The following is a 15,073-nucleotide window of genomic DNA, read 5'->3' as shown; positions in this document are numbered from 1 at the left end:
CCCCTTTATCGCTTCATTGTTCCTTCACGGAAACTTCACGGGACTCGACCGTGATCGCCGGATACTGCGGCTCCCCGGCGCGCAGGCGCTCCAGCGCGTGCAGGCAGTAGTGCGCGAACCACAGCGCCGAGAACACCAGGATGAATGCATACGCCCAGATCGTCACCGCCGCGACCACCGGGAACAGCGGCAGCAGCCAGACGGACCAGGCCCAGAGCATCGTCGGGACGGAACTGAACAGGCCGCTCACAATGCCGATCGCCAGCAGCGGCCAGCGCCCGTCCCGCACGATCGCGCGGCGTTCCTCGATGCTCGCATGCAGCGCAAGCGCGTCGTAAGTCATCACGCGATACGTCAGCCAGCCCCACAGCAGCGGCGGAATCAGCGCGAAGAACGGCGGAATCAGCCACAGCGGCAGCGTGACGGCGAGCAGCACGAGACAGACCAGGGTGGTCACCACCGAATGCCCGAGACTGCCGTACCACGAACCGCCGCGCCGCTCTTCCAGCGACGAATAATGTCCGCGCGGCCGGCGCGTGAGCAGCTTGACGACGCCCGGCATGGAGAGCGTCGCGATCAGCAGCAGCACCGTCACGACGATCAGCGGGATCGTCATGATGACGACCAGGAACGGCGCGATGACCGCATGCAGCGACGAGAAGCCGACTGCGTCGAACAGCCGGTACATCGCGGAGGTGAGCGCCCAGCCTTCGAGCCAGCCGTTGGCGGCGCCGGTGAGCGTCTGCCAGAAGAACCACAGCAGGCCACCCCACACCACCGTCGCGACGCCGAAAGGCATCAGTGTGAGCCACAGCATGCGCGGATGGAAGACGTTCGCCACCGCGCGCACGAACGAACGCAGCAAGTCATTCATGCGTGATCGTCAGGGAAAAGTAGAAACAACAGGATAAACCAGCGCCGCGTGCGGGCGCTGGTATGGGAGAGGCGGACAGGTCAGATGGTGGCGGAATCGGACGCGCGGCCGCGGCGGCTCGAAAGACGCGCGCCGATGCGCTTGAACGCGAGCCAGTGCTGTTCGAAGAAGCCGTCGCCGTAATGCACGGGCATCACGCCCGGCGCGCCGAGCTGGTCGCGGATGCCGGTCGGCTCGACGGTGCGGTCGAACGACGCCGAGCGGAACAGGATGTCCCAGAACGAGAACAGGACGCCGAAGTTGCAGCCGTAAGTAGTGCCTTCGTGGCCGTAGCCGATCGCATGATGACGCCGGTGAAACGCCGGGCTGACGACGATACGCTCGCCCAACCAGCCGAAATGCAGGCGGATGTTGGCGTGCTGCACGCTCTGCATGAAATTGGTGATGGCGACGAGCACGACGAACTGCGAGGGCTCCACGCCGATCACCAGCGCGACGAGCGCGAAGACGCTCGCTTGCAGGATGTCGTCGAGCAGATGATTGCGGTCGTCGCTCCACAGCGACATCTTCTGCTGGCTGTGATGCACGGCGTGCAGTTCCCACCAGATGCCGATGCGATGCTCCAGCCGGTGATACCAGTAGCCGGCGAAGTCGAGGATCAGCAGGTAGATGACGAAGGTGACGAGCGGCTGCGTGGTGACGCCGGGCCACAGATTGTCGATCTCGAGATTCGGTATGCCGTTCAGCCGCAGCCAGCTTTGCAGCGAGTCGAAGATCGGCTGGAAGGTGAAGAAGAAAAACAGGTTGAGGATGCCCAGCTTGACGATCCACGTGTACAGCACATCCACGCGCACGCCCTTGCGGTCTTGCCAGTTCTCTGCCGGACGGAAGGCCTCGAGCGGGCGCAGGACCGCGTACATCGCGAGCACTTCCAGCACGCCGACGATCACCCAGTACAGCGCATCGTAGGTGTCCTCGTCGTAGTCCATCATGCCGATCTTGAACAGCACCGGCTGGACCACGTCGACATACAGCAGCGTCTGCAGCGACGAAACGAAGGTGTCTAGCAGCGAAACGATGGAATGAAACATGATGCTCCGTGGTGCTGGCGGCGGCCCGGTGCGGCGGGCCATTCCTCAATCGTAGTACAGGGCGCGGCAAAGCGCCCTTTCACTCCGACGCCTACGCCCCGTTCGGCGCCGTGACGGGCGCGCGATTGTAGAAGTAGATGCCGTGCGGCGAACGTCCGACCTTGATGGTTTCGATCAGCTTACGGCTCGCCATGTCGATCACGCCGACATGCTTCGCAAAGCGGAACGTCACCCAGAGATACTTTTTGTCGGCGGAAAGTTCCATGTCGTCCGGGCCGGGCAGCAGGCCGGTGATGTCGCCGACATTCGTGAGCGAGTCCTCGTCGATGATGCTGATGGTGTTCGCCACGCGGTTCGACACCAGCACGTGCTTGCCGTCCACCATCGAACGGAAGTTGTGCGCGCCCTTGCCCGTCGTGATGGTCTTGACGATCTTCTGGTTGCGCCAGTCCACCACGGCAACATAATCCGCGCCCGTCATGCCGACCAGCAGGTATTTGTCGCCCGGCGTGAGCCAGACGCCGGCCGGCACCTTGCCGACCTTCATCTTCCATTTGACCGTCTGCGTGGGCAGGTCGATGGCCGCGATCTCGCCGGACACCTGCAGCGAGATGAACGCGGTCGCGCTGTCCTTCGTGAAGGCGATGTGGCTCGGCATGGTCGCAAGCGGCAGGCGCTTCGCCACCGAGAGGTTCTTGCCGTCGAAATGATAGATGTCGAGGCGGTCGAGGCGCAGGCCTGTGGACACGAACCACTTCTTGTCCGGCGAGAAGCCGATCTGGTATGGATCCTCGATGTCCTGCACCCAGCGCTGGAACGCGCCGGTTTTCGGGTCGACGAACATCAGGTTGTTCGACACCGAGTTCGCGACGATCAGCGACGCGTTGTCGGGCGTCACCATCAGATGGTGCGGTTCCTTGCCGGTCGGCACGGTGCCGACGACCTGGCGCGTGTTCTCGTCGATGAGACTGAGCGTGGCTTCAGCGGAATTCAGGACGATGACATTGTTGGCGAAGGCGGCGGTGGCGACGAGCGCTGCGCCGGTTGCGAGCACTGCACGCGCGGCGGCCGCGCGGAAGCGGCCGGACGGGCGGCCAGAACGGAAAAGATTGCGCATGAAAGATTGGCTTCGGAAGGCAGGCGTCATTGTAGAACGTTTGCCCCGGCCGGCACGTTGACCGAACGCGGCATTTTGCGAGATAACGGGCGCCGCCCGGCGCAACAATCCGGGCAGGGTCGAGCACACCACTTCGAATTCAGCGCTGCATCGACTCCCACACTTTGTGCAGGCGCTTGACGGACACGGGCATCGGCGTGCGCAACTCCTGCGCGAACAGCGACACGCGCAACTCCTCCAGCAGCCAGCGATATTCCGCGAGCCGCGCATCCGCCACGCCGCCGCGCTGCGACACCGCCCGCTGATAGTGCTGCGCGAGCGGCTGCAAGTCGGCGAATTGGCGCGCGTCGCGGGCGGGCTCGGCCTTGAGCTTGTCGATGCGCAGGCCGATCGCCTTCAGATAGCGCGGAAAGTGGGCAAGCTGCGCATAAGGCGTGTCGATCACGAAACGCTTGCCGATCAGCGCGGCCAGCTGCGCCTGGATGTCGGTGTAAGCCTGCGCGAACGGTTTCGCCTGCGCGAGCTTTTTCGCGAGCGCGGCGTATTCGGTGAGGATCGTGCCGACCAGACGCGCAATCTCCTGCGCCAGCAGCGTGAGACGCCCTTTCGCGGCGTCGCGGCGGGCGTGGAAGCTGGCGTCGTCGTCGGGCAGCGGGTCTTGCAAGCACGCGCGATCCAGCGCCGTCCCGACAATCTGGTCGCGCAACTCGTCGGCCGTGCCGAGCGCCATGAAATGCAGCGACATCTCGCGCAGGCCCGGCAGGTTCTTCTCCAGATAGCGGATCGGTTCGCGCAGCTGCAACGCAAACAGCCGCCGCAGTCCCGCGCGATGAATCCGCGCCGCTTCCTCGGGCGAATCGAACACTTCGACATCGCAATGCGTGCCGCGATCCACCAGCGCCGGATAGCCGAACAGCGTCTGGCCGCGCCGACGGATTTCGAGCAGTTCGGGCAGCTTGCCGAAGTTCCAGGTGGTCAGGTTCTCGTACAGCGCGGTGCCGGCGCCCGTGCCGGTGCCGGCCGGCGGCGTCACGGGCGCGCCGGATTCGCCGGAGAGCGCGTCGAGCGCCTCGCTGGCGGCCGCCGACGTCAGTTTCTGGAACTGCTGCTGCGCCTGGCCGCCGAGTTCCGCGCGCAGTTGCGCAAGATTGCGGCCCATCGCGAGCTGACGGCCGTGCTCGTCGATGACCTTGAAATTCATGAACAGGTGCGCCGACAGCGTCTCGAGCTTGAAGTCCGCGCTCTTGACGGCAACCTGCGTCTCGCCGCGGATATCCGCGATCAACGCCTCGACCAGCGCGCCCGCGCCGAACGCCGGTCCGGCGTGCCGCTGCGCGAAACCCGCCGCGTAGTCCGGCAACGGCACGACGTGCCGGCGCAGCTTCTGCGGCAGCGACTTGAGCAGCAGCTGCGCCTTCTCCTTGATCATCCCCGGCACGAGCCACTCGACGCGCCGCGCATCGACCTGATTCAGGCCGTAGAGCGGCACCGCGAGCGTGACGCCGTCGCGCGGCGAACCCGGCTCGAAGTGATAGGTCAGCGCCATCTCGATGCCCGACATCGTCATGCGCTTCGGGAACAGGTCCGTCGTGACGCCGGCGGCCTCGTGGCGCATCAGGTCGTCGCGCGACAGGAACAGCAGCTTCTCGTTGCCCGGCTTCTTCTGCTCGTCGCGATACCAGTGCTCGAAGGCCGCGCCGGTCCACATGCCTTCCGGCAGCGACGCATCGTAGAAGGCGTAGATCAGTTCGTCGTCGACCAGCACGTCCTGGCGGCGCGACTTGTGTTCGAGCTGCTCGATATCCGCCACCAGCTTGCGGTTGTGCGCGAAGAACGGCAGGCGCGTGTCGAACTCCCCCTCGACGAGCGCGCCGCGAATGAACAGCTCGCGCGCGTATTTCTGATCCTGCTGGCCGAAGCTCACGCGCCGCCGCGCATAGACCGTCAGGCCATAGAGCACCGCGCGCTCGAACGCGACGACCTGCGCGGCCTTTTTCTCCCAATGCGCGTCCGAGAGCGATTTCTTCAGCAGATGCCCGCCGACGGTTTCGAGCCATTCCGGCTCGATCTTCGCGATGGTGCGCGCATACAGCCGGCTGGTCTCGACGAGTTCGCCCGCCATCACCCAGCGCCCCGCTTTCTTCAACAGCGCCGAGCCCGGCCACAGATGGAACTTGATGCCGCGCGCGCCGAGATAATGCGGTTCGTCGTCGGCCTTCAGGCCTACGTTGCCGAGCAACCCGGTCAGCAGCGACAGATGCACTTGTTCGAAGGCGGCGTCCGATTCGTTCAGACGCCAGCCGTGTTCGCGCACGACCGTGAGCAGTTGCGAATGCACATCGCGCCATTCGCGCAGGCGCAGGTGCGACAGGAACGCGGCACGGCAGGCATCGGTGAGCTGGCGGTTCGACTTCTTGTGCGCGACCGCTTCCTCGAACCACTTCCAGATGCGCGTCCATTGCAGGAATTCGGAGCGCTCGTCGACGAACTGGCGGTGCGCCTGATCCGCCTGCTCCTGCGCCTCGATGGGCCGGTCGCGCGGGTCCTGCACCGAGAGCGCCGACGCGATGATCAGCACCTCCTTCAGCGCGTGATGATCGCGCGCGGCGAGGATCATCCGGCCGACGCGCGGATCGAGCGGCAAACGCGCGAGCTCGCGGCCGAGCGGCGTGAGCGCGTTGTCGTCATCGACGGCGCCGAGTTCGTTCAGCAGCTGATAGCCGTCGGCGATCGCGCGTCCCGGCGGCGGCTCGATGAACGGGAAGGTTTCGATCGCCGTGAGATGCAGCGATTTCATCCGCAGGATGACTGCCGCGAGCGACGAGCGCAGGATTTCGGGATCGGTGAAGCGCGGGCGCAACTGGTAGTCCGCTTCGTCGTAGAGACGGATGCACACGCCGTCCGCGACGCGGCCGCACCGCCCGGCGCGCTGGTTCGCCGCCGCCTGCGACACCGGCTCGATCTGCAACTGCTCCACCTTGTTGCGATACGAATAGCGCTTCACGCGCGCCATGCCGGTATCGACCACATAGCGGATGCCCGGCACCGTCAGCGAGGTTTCGGCGACGTTGGTGGCGAGCACGATACGCCGGGCGTTCGACGGCCGGAACACCCGTTCCTGCTCCTGCGCGGAGAGCCGCGCGAACAGCGGCAGGATTTCGGTGTGCGGCGGATGATGCTTTCGCAAGGCCTCGGCGGCGTCGCGGATTTCGCGCTCGCCGGGGAGGAACACGAGCACATCGCCGGGGCCCACGCGGCAGAGTTCATCGACGGCATCGACGATGGCTTCCATCAGGTCGCGGTCGCTCTTGCGGTCGTTGCGCTCGCCGCGCTTGGGCAAGGTGCCCTGCGCGGATTTCACCGCGACGCTGTCTTCCTCGATCGGCCGATAGCGCACTTCCACCGGATACAGACGGCCGCTCACCTCGATCACCGGCGCCGGATGCTCGTCGCTGCCGAAGTGGCGCGCGAAGCGTTGGGCGTCGATGGTCGCGGACGTGACGATCAGCTTCAGGTCCGGGCGCCTCGGCAGGATCTCTTTCAGATAGCCGAGCAGGAAGTCGATGTTGAGGCTGCGCTCGTGGGCCTCGTCGATGATGATCGTGTCGTAGGCCGTGAGCAGCGGATCGGTTTGCGTCTCGGCGAGCAGAATGCCGTCGGTCATCAGCTTGACGGAGGCGCCGGGCGCGAGATTGTCCGTGAAGCGCACCTTGTAGCCGACCACTTCGCCGAACGGCGTGCCCAGTTCCTCGGCGATGCGCCGTCCGGTCGCCGATGCCGCGATCCGCCGCGGCTGCGTATGACCGATCAGGCCGCTGCCGCCCGCGCCCAGCCCGCGCCCGAGCGCGAGGCAGATCTTGGGCAACTGCGTGGTCTTGCCGGAGCCGGTTTCGCCGCTGACGATCACGACCTGATGGCCGGCGATCGCGCGGGCGATTTCCTCGCGCCGGCCGGAAACGGGCAAAGCTTCCGGGAAGGTGATGGGCGGAACGGGGTTGGGGGTGATGGCCTGTCGCGGCGGGCGGGGGGCGCGGGGCTCGCGGGATTGAGCGGCTTCGCGCGCCGGACGGGGCTCACGCGGTTGAGCAGGTCCGCGTGGTTCGCGAGTTTGATTCGGGTCGCGGGGTTCGGCGGGCTTGCGGTGTTCGCGGGCTTGACGCGGCTCGCGCGATTCCACGGCTTCGCGAGTTTGACGCGGCTCACGTTGTCCGGCGGTTTCGCGGCGTTCGCGGGCTTGACGCTGCTCACGTACGTCGACGGCCTCGAGCGGTTCGCGGGTTTGACCCGGCTCGCGTGGTTCGGCGCCTTCACGCTGTCGGCGAACCTGACGCGCCTCGCGCGATTCCGCGCCCTCACGTTCGCGCACGTGACCGGCGCGGCGGCCTCCACCGACCTCGCCGGCTTCCATTGAAGACGCTGCGCCCCGGCGTTCGACGCGCGGCGCAGCGGGCTTCGTCTCGACTGACCGACCCGTCTCCCGCCGTTCAGTCTGCGGCGTACGCTCGCGGCCATCCGGCCGCGCCGCTTGCGGCTCGCCCACGCGTTCACCCTGCGCAGGCTGCCGCTGCGAAGCGTCTCCCAAACTGGAAGGCCGCGACGTCGGCGCGACTTTGGCCTGCATCGGCTGACGCGGCGCCTGCACCCCTTGCGGGTTCCGCGAATCCTGCGTGGACTGCGGCCGAACAACCGCGGCCTGCTTCTGCGCCCCCGTAACCGCCGCCTCACGCGGCGCGTTCCCCCGCTCCGGTCCCTCCGGTCTCTTTGGCTGCTGCGCGCCCGCCGTGCCGGCAAAACGCCGCGCGGCCAGTTCCTTCTTGCTCAGCGTCGCGGCATCGCCGGAGGGATCCGACGCTTCCTGCGCGTCACGCCGCAGACTTTCCCGCAGTTGCCGCAACTGCGCCAGGGGATCGGTGGAGGAGTCGGCGGACCGGGACGTGTCTGCCTGCTTGGGACTTGAAGGGCGCGCGGGACGCGAGGGACGAGAAACATTCGACATAGCGTCGCATTATAATCCCGGGATGAATTCTCAAACCGACCTCACGATGACTGCTCAAGCCGCATCGCCACTGGCCGCGGCCGAGCCGGAAGCGCCCGATCCCCATGCCCAGTTCGTCGACTGGATGCGCTCCGTCGCGCCGTATATCCACGCGTTCCGGAACAAGACGTTCGTCGTGGCGTTCGGCGGGGAACTGGTGCAGGAAGGACGCCTGAATGCGCTCGTGCAGGACGTCGGCCTGCTTCACGCAATGGGCATCCACGTCGTGCTGGTACACGGCTCGCGCCCGCAGCTCGACGAACAGCTGAGCCTGCACGGCGTCGAATCGTCGTTCTCGCACGGCCTGCGCATCACCGACGCCCGCGCGCTCGAATCCGCCAAGGAAGCCGCCGGCGAAGTGCGCCTCGACATCGAGGCCGCGATCAGCCAGGGCCTGCCCAACACGCCGATGGCGCACGCGCACATCAGCGTCGTCTCGGGCAACTTCGTGACGGCGCGGCCGGTCGGCATTCTCGACGGCGTCGATTTCCAGCACACCGGCGTCGTACGCAAGATCGACGGCGATTCCGTACGCCAGTCGCTCGCCAGCAACAAGCTCGTGCTGCTCTCCCCGCTCGGCTTCTCGCCTACCGGCGAAGCCTTCAATCTGTCGATGGAAGACGTCGCCTCGGCCGCCGCCATCGCGTTGCGCGCCGACAAGATCATCTTCGTCACGGAGATTCCCGGCCTCGCCGACGCGGAAGGCGAACTGGTGCGCGAAATGTCGCTCGACGACGCCTATCGCCTGCAGGAAAGCGGCGAATTGCAGGGCGATACCGCGTTCTACCTGAAGCACACGATCCGCGCCTGCCGCGGCGGCGTGGCGCGCGGCCACATCATTCCGTACGCGCTCGACGGCAGCGTGCTGCTCGAATTGTTCCTGCACGACGGCGTCGGCACGATGATCTCGTACGAGAATCTCGAGAGCCTGCGCGAGGCCACGCCGGACGACGTCGGCGGCATTCTCACGCTGATCGAACCGCTCGAGTCCGACGGCACGCTGGTGCGCCGCGGCCGCCATCAGATAGAACGCGACATCGACCATTTCTCGGTCATCGAGCACGATGGCGTGCTGTTCGGCTGCGCGGCGCTGTATCCCTACACGCAGGAGCGCATCGGCGAGATGGCCTGCCTGACGGTCGCGCCCGAAGCGCAAGGTTCCGGCGACGGCGAGCGGCTCCTGAAACGCATCGAGCAGCGCGCCCGCGCGCGCGGCCTCACGCGCATCTTTGTCCTGACGACGCGCACCGAGCACTGGTTCCTGAAGCGTGGCTTCGTCAAGGTCACCGTCGACGATCTGCCGGAGGACCGCCGCCGCCTTTACAACTGGCAGCGCAAGTCGCTCGTGCTGATGAAACAGCTTTGAAGAACCGATTCGAGAGGCGCGGGACGGCGCCTCGACCCCCGATACAGAGGAGAAAGACACAATGGCCCGAATGATTCAATGCGCGAAGCTCGGCAAGGAAGCCGAAGGACTGGACTTCCCGCCGCTGCCGGGCGAACTCGGCAAGCGCATCTACGAAACGATTTCCAAGGAAGCCTGGCAGGGCTGGCTCAAGCAGCAGACGATGCTCATCAACGAGAATCGCCTGAACATGGCCGATCCGCGCGCGCGCCAGTATCTGATCAAGCAGACAGAAAAGTACTTCTTCGGCGAAGGCGCCGATACCGCGACCGGCTACGTGCCGCCGCAAGGCTGAACCGGAGCATCATCCGTTCGGCGAAAAACCGGCCTTGGGCCGGTTTTTCATTGCCCGCGAAACCCGCGAAATTGATCCGGACGGTACACCCAAGCACACTACGACGACTTCGCGCTATCCCAGACGGGATAAGGGATTGCGGGCCGCCAGGAGCCTTCGACCGCCGGGCCGGTTTGCAGATCGTCTGTCATCGTGATATCATCTCCTTCTTATCAACAGCAATTCACCATCATTCACGCGGTGCAAGTCCAGCTTCATGATGTCGGACACAGCGCGGTAGTGACTGTTTTTCATACAAAGAGGCGCGTCGGTTTTTAAGCTGCTTTGCCAGATGAACCAGATGGACTCGTTGGTTCAGCAAAACACGCCGGCCTTTTTCGTCTCAAGCTGTTTTTTCGCCGACGTCGCGGCCCACCCGCGGCAACCCAGGCACGTCGCCGGGGTTGACCGTCCGCACGTCAAACTCGTTGCGTTACCCCCGAGTGCAATTTCGCAACCCACCGCGATGCACCGGCACCGCGTTTGCTACTGATTTGTCAGCGTCCGCTCCATTCGACGCTGCGCGGAGCCATTGGCGATCGTTTCCCGCTGCCCTGCATGGCGGCGCCGTCGCGAAACTGCACTCTCCCGGCAATTCGCGCCACCGAAGCTTTTCGATGGCGCACCCGAAGCCACTCTCCGGAGTGCTCGGGATCGAATACGGAGTTTTCGAAACATGTCATCCCATCACGAGGGCCTTTGGCGCAAACGCGATTCATCGAGCCAGAAATCCGACCTCACTCTCGACGACATCACGATCGTCGACCAGTCCCTGCTGAAGCGCGCCGTCGGCGCCATGGCCATCGGTAACGCGATGGAGTGGTTCGACTTCGGTGTGTACAGCTATATCGCCGTGACGCTCGGCAAGGTGTTCTTCCCGTCGAGCAGTCCGGCCGCGCAGCTGCTCGCGACCTTCGGCACGTTCGCGGCCGCGTTCCTGGTGCGGCCGATCGGCGGCATGGTGTTCGGCCCGCTCGGCGACCGCATCGGCCGCAAGCGTGTGCTCGCGATGACGATGATCATGATGGCCCTCGGCACGTTCGCGATCGGCCTGATTCCGAGCTATGACAGCATCGGCGTGATGGCGCCGGTGCTGCTGCTGGTCGCGCGCCTGGTGCAGGGCTTCTCGACGGGCGGCGAGTACGGCGGCGCGGCGACCTTCATCGCCGAGTTCTCGCCGGACAAGAAGCGCGGCTTCATGGCGAGTTTCCTCGAGTTCGGCACTTTGGTGGGCTATGTGCTGGGCGCGGGCGTCGTGGCGGTGCTGACGGCGGTGATGTCGGAGCACGCGCTGCTGTCGTGGGGCTGGCGCATTCCGTTCATGATCGCGGGACCGCTCGGTTTGATCGGCCTGTATATCCGGATGAAGCTGGAAGAGACTCCGGCGTTCCAGCGTGAAGCCGAGAAGGCGGAAGCCGTCTCGCACGAAACCACCAAGCAGCAGTTCCGCGAGACGCTGGTACAGCAATGGCGGCCGCTGCTGCAATGCGTGGGCCTCGTGCTGATCTTCAACGTGACCGACTACATGGCGCTCTCGTACCTGCCGAGCTATCTGTCCGCGACCCTCAAGTTCAACGAGACGCATGGCCTGTTCATCGTGCTCGTCGTGATGGTGCTGATGATGCCGCTGACCCTGCTGTTCGGCCGTCTGTCCGATGTCGTCGGCCGCAAGCCGGTGATGCTGGCGGGCTGTGTCGGCTTGCTGCTGCTGTCGATCCCGGCGCTCACGCTGATCCGCATGGGCACGATTCCGTCGATCTTCACCGGCATGATGATTCTCGGCGCGCTGCTCTCGACCTTCACGGGCGTGATGCCGTCGTCGCTGCCGGCGCTGTTCCCGACGAAGATCCGCTATGGCGCGCTCGCGATCGGCTTCAATGTGTCGGTGTCGCTGTTCGGCGGGACGACGCCGCTCGTCACCGCGTGGCTCGTCGACAAGACCGGCATGCTGATGATGCCCGCATACTATCTGATGGGCGCTTCGGTGATCGGCATCGTGTCGGTGATCGCGCTGCACGAATCAGCGAAGAAGCCGTTGAAGGGCTCGCCGCCGGCGGTCGCCTCGCACTCGGAAGCGCATGCGATCCTGCGCGGTCATCGCGAAGCGGGCGAAATGGACGATGCGTTCCCGGAAGGGACGGCGCGCGCCTGATCGAGGTTGTCGTAGTTTGAGTCTCCGTCAAGGCCGATGCTCCCGCATCGGCCTTTTTCATGGCGCTATGGCGTAAGCGTGACGATGCGCGCGTCGGGCGCGCCGGCGTCGCTATTGATTTCCAGCAGCGCGAGCGTGATCGGCAGCTTGAAGCGGCGCGGTCCCGCGCTGCCCGGGTTCACGAACAGCGTGGCGCCGCGCCGCTCGATCAAGGGCTTGTGCGAATGTCCGGTGACGACGACATCGATACCCGCGAGCCGCTTCGGAACGTCCGCGATGTCGTGCACGACGTGGATCGACGCGCCGCCGAGTTCGATGCGCACATGCTCCGGCAGATGCGCGACGTCCGCGCCCGTATCGTTGTTGCCGCGCACGACGGTCAACGGCGCGAGCGGCGCCAGGCTGTCGAGGACGTCGCGCCGGCAGATGTCGCCGGCGTGGATGATGTGCGCGCAGCCGCGCAAGGCATCGAGCGCTTCGGGGCGCACGAGGTTGTGGGTATCGGAGATCAGGCCGATGCGCATGGTGCTCTCCTGACGTCGATGTCTTTCTGCCTTTGGGCTGATGGTGAGGTGTTTGTCGCATGAACGGTGCCGCCGATTATGCGCGACGGTGAAACCCGTGTCGAACCATGCGCGCGGGTTTTGGCCGATGCGGGCGCAATGGTAGAATCGCGTCCGCCCTGCCGGGGTGATGAAATTGGTAAACATAGCGGACTTAAAATCCGCCGCCTAACGGCTTGCCGGTTCAAGTCCGGTCCCCGGTACCAGGTCTTTGCAGCACCGCCCAAGTATGGCCAAGGGCTCCAGTCTCTCAATGCGAAGCGACAGCATCCGCGATCAGCGAACTTCGGCGCTTCAAGTACCTTTTCTTTTCGAAGACATCAAACAACTGCGATCACAAGTTGCTTCCCAAGGACTGAGAACGCATCGGCAATTGTGTCGATCTTGGTCGCATGATTCAGCAGCATGATCCGGTTGACGTCCTGTGGCCTCGTCTTGAGCCGACGCGCGAGTTCCGACGGCGTGACGCCCTGCGCAATCATCTCGTTCAGCAACAGGATTTTTGCCGAGACACTGGCCGTTAGCGCGATCAATTCCTCGCCGTTCTTCACCTTCGACGGCACTGGCACCGGGCGCTTGTCTTCCAGGTAGAAGTCCATCGCCGTCAGCAGCGCGTCGGCCGCCATTCCCCGCGCCTCCTCCAGGCTACTGCCTTGCGTGATCGCCTCCGGTATATCCCGGAACGTCACCACGAAGCCGCCCGTGTCTGGCTCGAACCGGGCTGGATAACGCAACATATCGCACTCCATTACGTGTGGTAGCTGAAAACGTCACTTGAGTTGTTGCGTCGTGACCTATCCGAATTGCTGGCGCAGGCGAACGCGAAAATGCGATTCTTCTGCTACTGGGTCAACGAGTCAGGCGACCGCATTCCCGACATCCAACTCGCCCCTCCTTCAAGCGCTCACGCTCTCCTCCACCCGCGCTGCCGCCGCGCCGCGCTCATCTACAGCCATGCCCGCCGCATCAAACGCGCGCTCCGCCGTTCCGGGCAGCGCACCCGCCCAGCCAGCACCGGCATCGATCCCCGCCGATGACGACCGCCAGCCCCTCGCCCCCCGCACCGCGACGCTCGCCGTGCTCGCGCACAGCGCAGCCGCGAACAGCACGCCCGCAAAAGACAAACAGTAGTTCGCGCCGATCAGATGCTTCTCGATTTCCATGAAGCCGTCCGCGAGCACGAGCACGTATTGCAGCGCGCCCCAGGCCGCGAAGAACAAGCCCGTCGCCGCTACCGCGCTGATCCGCCGTGTGTGCGCGAGGCACGTCACGACCAGCGCCGCACCCAGAATCAGCGTGTTCAGCCGATGCGCATACATCCGGGACCAGAGCCGGAACAGCGGCGCCTTCGCGAAACTCGGCGCGTCCCGCAGGCTCATCCCGAGGCCGGGCAACTCGATCTGGCTGCCCTTTTCGAGCACGTGCCAGGCCATCACCGGCAGAATGCCCGGATGCGCGAGCGCGACGCGCACCGTATCCAGATACGTCGCCTGCGCATCGCGCACGCATTGCATGCCGGCTTCGTCGTAACCCATGTTGCTGACGCACGCGGCAAGCACCGGCTTGTTGCCGATCGTCGCCACTTCGATGCCGTCGTGAGTCTTCAGGTCGCTGAGAATGCCGAAGTACAGCGCGTGATATTTGTTGATGTCGGTGTTGGGACCGAACACCGAAGGCAACAGCGCGATGACCGTCGCCAGCACGGCCGCGCAGGCCGTCGCGCGCCGTCCGAACGCGCTCGCGATGAACGGCGCGAGCACCAGCGGCAGCGCGAAATAAGCCGTCTTCGACAGCGCGATGAAGCATCCCAGCCCGAACGCGGCCAGCGCATGGCGACGCCGTCCGCGCGCGCGGAACATGAGAAGACAGGCGCCGAGCATCGGCAGGCCGACGATCATCGTCTGCTCTTCGAAGAACGAATTCAGGAACGCAATGAACGACGAAGACAGCGCGACGGGCGTAATCAGGATGAGATAGGCCCATGCGGCGCGATGGCCCGCATGACGCCGCAGCGCCATGAACAGCCACGTATAGGCCGCGGCATAGGCGAGACGTCCGGGTATGGAGCCCGCGATCACCGAATACGCCGACGCGCTCCCCGTCAGCGCGATGGAACTCAGAAGCTGGATGACCATCCAGATCTTGTGCGTGGAGAACGAGTAAAGATGCTCGACGCAGGGAGGATGCGAGCAGACCTGCCAGCTGTCCATCCAGACATGAAAATAGCGTTGCTGCCAGTCCGCCGAGCCCGCGTCCGGCACGTCGGTATTCCAGCCGAACGGCTTGTCGATCAGAAAGCCGAAGGTGCGCGCAAAGTCGCCGTTATCGGCCCATCCCGTGAACACATGCAGCATCGACACGGTCCACAACACGGCCAGGTACATCACAGCCGTCCATCTCCAGGCGACTACTCTCCGCACAGCCCCGAACATCGGTCGTTCTCGTTGTTTTTTGATGCGCGGATTTTACTGTTCTTAAGAAGCCGCTAAAAAATTATTACGC

11 protein-coding genes and 1 tRNA gene are annotated in these 15,073 nt (G+C 64.9%); 5 read left to right on the top strand and 7 right to left on the bottom strand.

The window, feature by feature from the left end; all coding sequences use genetic code 11:
* Nucleotides 1-13: 13 nt before the first annotated feature.
* From QCE64_RS04605 to hrpA, 4 genes are all read right to left on the bottom strand, one after another.
* Nucleotides 14-874, bottom strand: coding sequence for an EI24 domain-containing protein (locus QCE64_RS04605; RefSeq protein WP_309914988.1), 861 nt, complete (start codon nt 872-874; stop codon nt 14-16).
* An 80-nt stretch (nt 875-954) separates the two neighbouring features.
* Nucleotides 955-1,965: a sterol desaturase family protein gene (locus tag QCE64_RS04600; protein WP_309914985.1), complete on the bottom strand. Its 1,011-nt coding sequence runs from the start codon at nt 1,963-1,965 to the stop codon at nt 955-957.
* Between the two features lie 91 nt (nt 1,966-2,056).
* Nucleotides 2,057-3,082 (bottom strand): beta-propeller fold lactonase family protein, encoded by a 1,026-nt coding sequence (locus QCE64_RS04595; RefSeq protein WP_309914982.1) that lies wholly within the window; start codon nt 3,080-3,082, stop codon nt 2,057-2,059.
* Nucleotides 3,083-3,221: 139 nt separating this feature from the next.
* A complete protein-coding gene (gene hrpA / locus QCE64_RS04590) occupies nt 3,222-7,046 on the bottom strand; it encodes an ATP-dependent RNA helicase HrpA (protein ID WP_310002840.1) in 3,825 nt (1,274 codons plus the stop codon).
* Here hrpA and QCE64_RS04585 point away from each other — a divergent pair.
* From QCE64_RS04585 to proP, 4 genes are all read left to right on the top strand, one after another.
* Entirely contained in the window at nt 6,996-7,493 is a 498-nt protein-coding gene (locus QCE64_RS04585) for a hypothetical protein (protein ID WP_310002838.1), read from the top strand. The two genes, hrpA and QCE64_RS04585, sit on opposite strands and share 51 nt — an antisense overlap.
* 607 nt (nt 7,494-8,100) lie before the next feature.
* Complete coding sequence (gene argA, locus QCE64_RS04580; RefSeq protein WP_309914973.1) at nt 8,101-9,483, top strand: amino-acid N-acetyltransferase; 1,383 nt, start codon at nt 8,101-8,103, stop codon at nt 9,481-9,483.
* Nucleotides 9,484-9,544: 61 nt separating this feature from the next.
* On the top strand, nt 9,545-9,817 hold the full coding sequence (locus QCE64_RS04575; protein WP_309914970.1) for an oxidative damage protection protein: 273 nt from the start codon (nt 9,545-9,547) through the stop codon (nt 9,815-9,817).
* 715 nt (nt 9,818-10,532) lie between these two features.
* Entirely contained in the window at nt 10,533-12,008 is a 1,476-nt protein-coding gene (gene proP / locus QCE64_RS04570) for a glycine betaine/L-proline transporter ProP (protein WP_309914967.1), read from the top strand.
* Between the two features lie 65 nt (nt 12,009-12,073).
* On the opposite strand, the gene QCE64_RS04565 is transcribed toward proP, so the two are convergent.
* Entirely contained in the window at nt 12,074-12,532 is a 459-nt protein-coding gene (locus QCE64_RS04565; RefSeq protein ID WP_309914964.1) for a metallophosphoesterase family protein, read from the bottom strand.
* Nucleotides 12,533-12,692: 160 nt separating this feature from the next.
* On the opposite strand from QCE64_RS04565, the gene QCE64_RS04560 reads away from it, so the two are divergent.
* A tRNA-Leu gene (locus QCE64_RS04560) sits at nt 12,693-12,777 on the top strand.
* Nucleotides 12,778-12,891: 114 nt separating this feature from the next.
* On the opposite strand, the gene QCE64_RS04555 is transcribed toward QCE64_RS04560, so the two are convergent.
* Together QCE64_RS04555 and QCE64_RS04550 are read right to left on the bottom strand one after the other, a co-directional pair.
* Nucleotides 12,892-13,308, bottom strand: a complete 417-nt coding sequence (locus tag QCE64_RS04555) for a type II toxin-antitoxin system HicB family antitoxin (RefSeq protein WP_309929618.1) — start codon at nt 13,306-13,308, stop codon at nt 12,892-12,894.
* 159 nt (nt 13,309-13,467) lie between these two features.
* Complete coding sequence (locus QCE64_RS04550) at nt 13,468-14,955, bottom strand: hypothetical protein (protein WP_310002836.1); 1,488 nt, start codon at nt 14,953-14,955, stop codon at nt 13,468-13,470.
* Nucleotides 14,956-15,073: the final 118 nt, after the last annotated feature.

Source organism: Caballeronia sp. LZ043, from assembly GCF_031451075.1.
In the GTDB taxonomy this organism is placed as follows: Bacteria; Pseudomonadota; Gammaproteobacteria; order Burkholderiales; family Burkholderiaceae; genus Caballeronia.
This window is presented reverse-complemented; position numbering and strand designations above follow the sequence as displayed.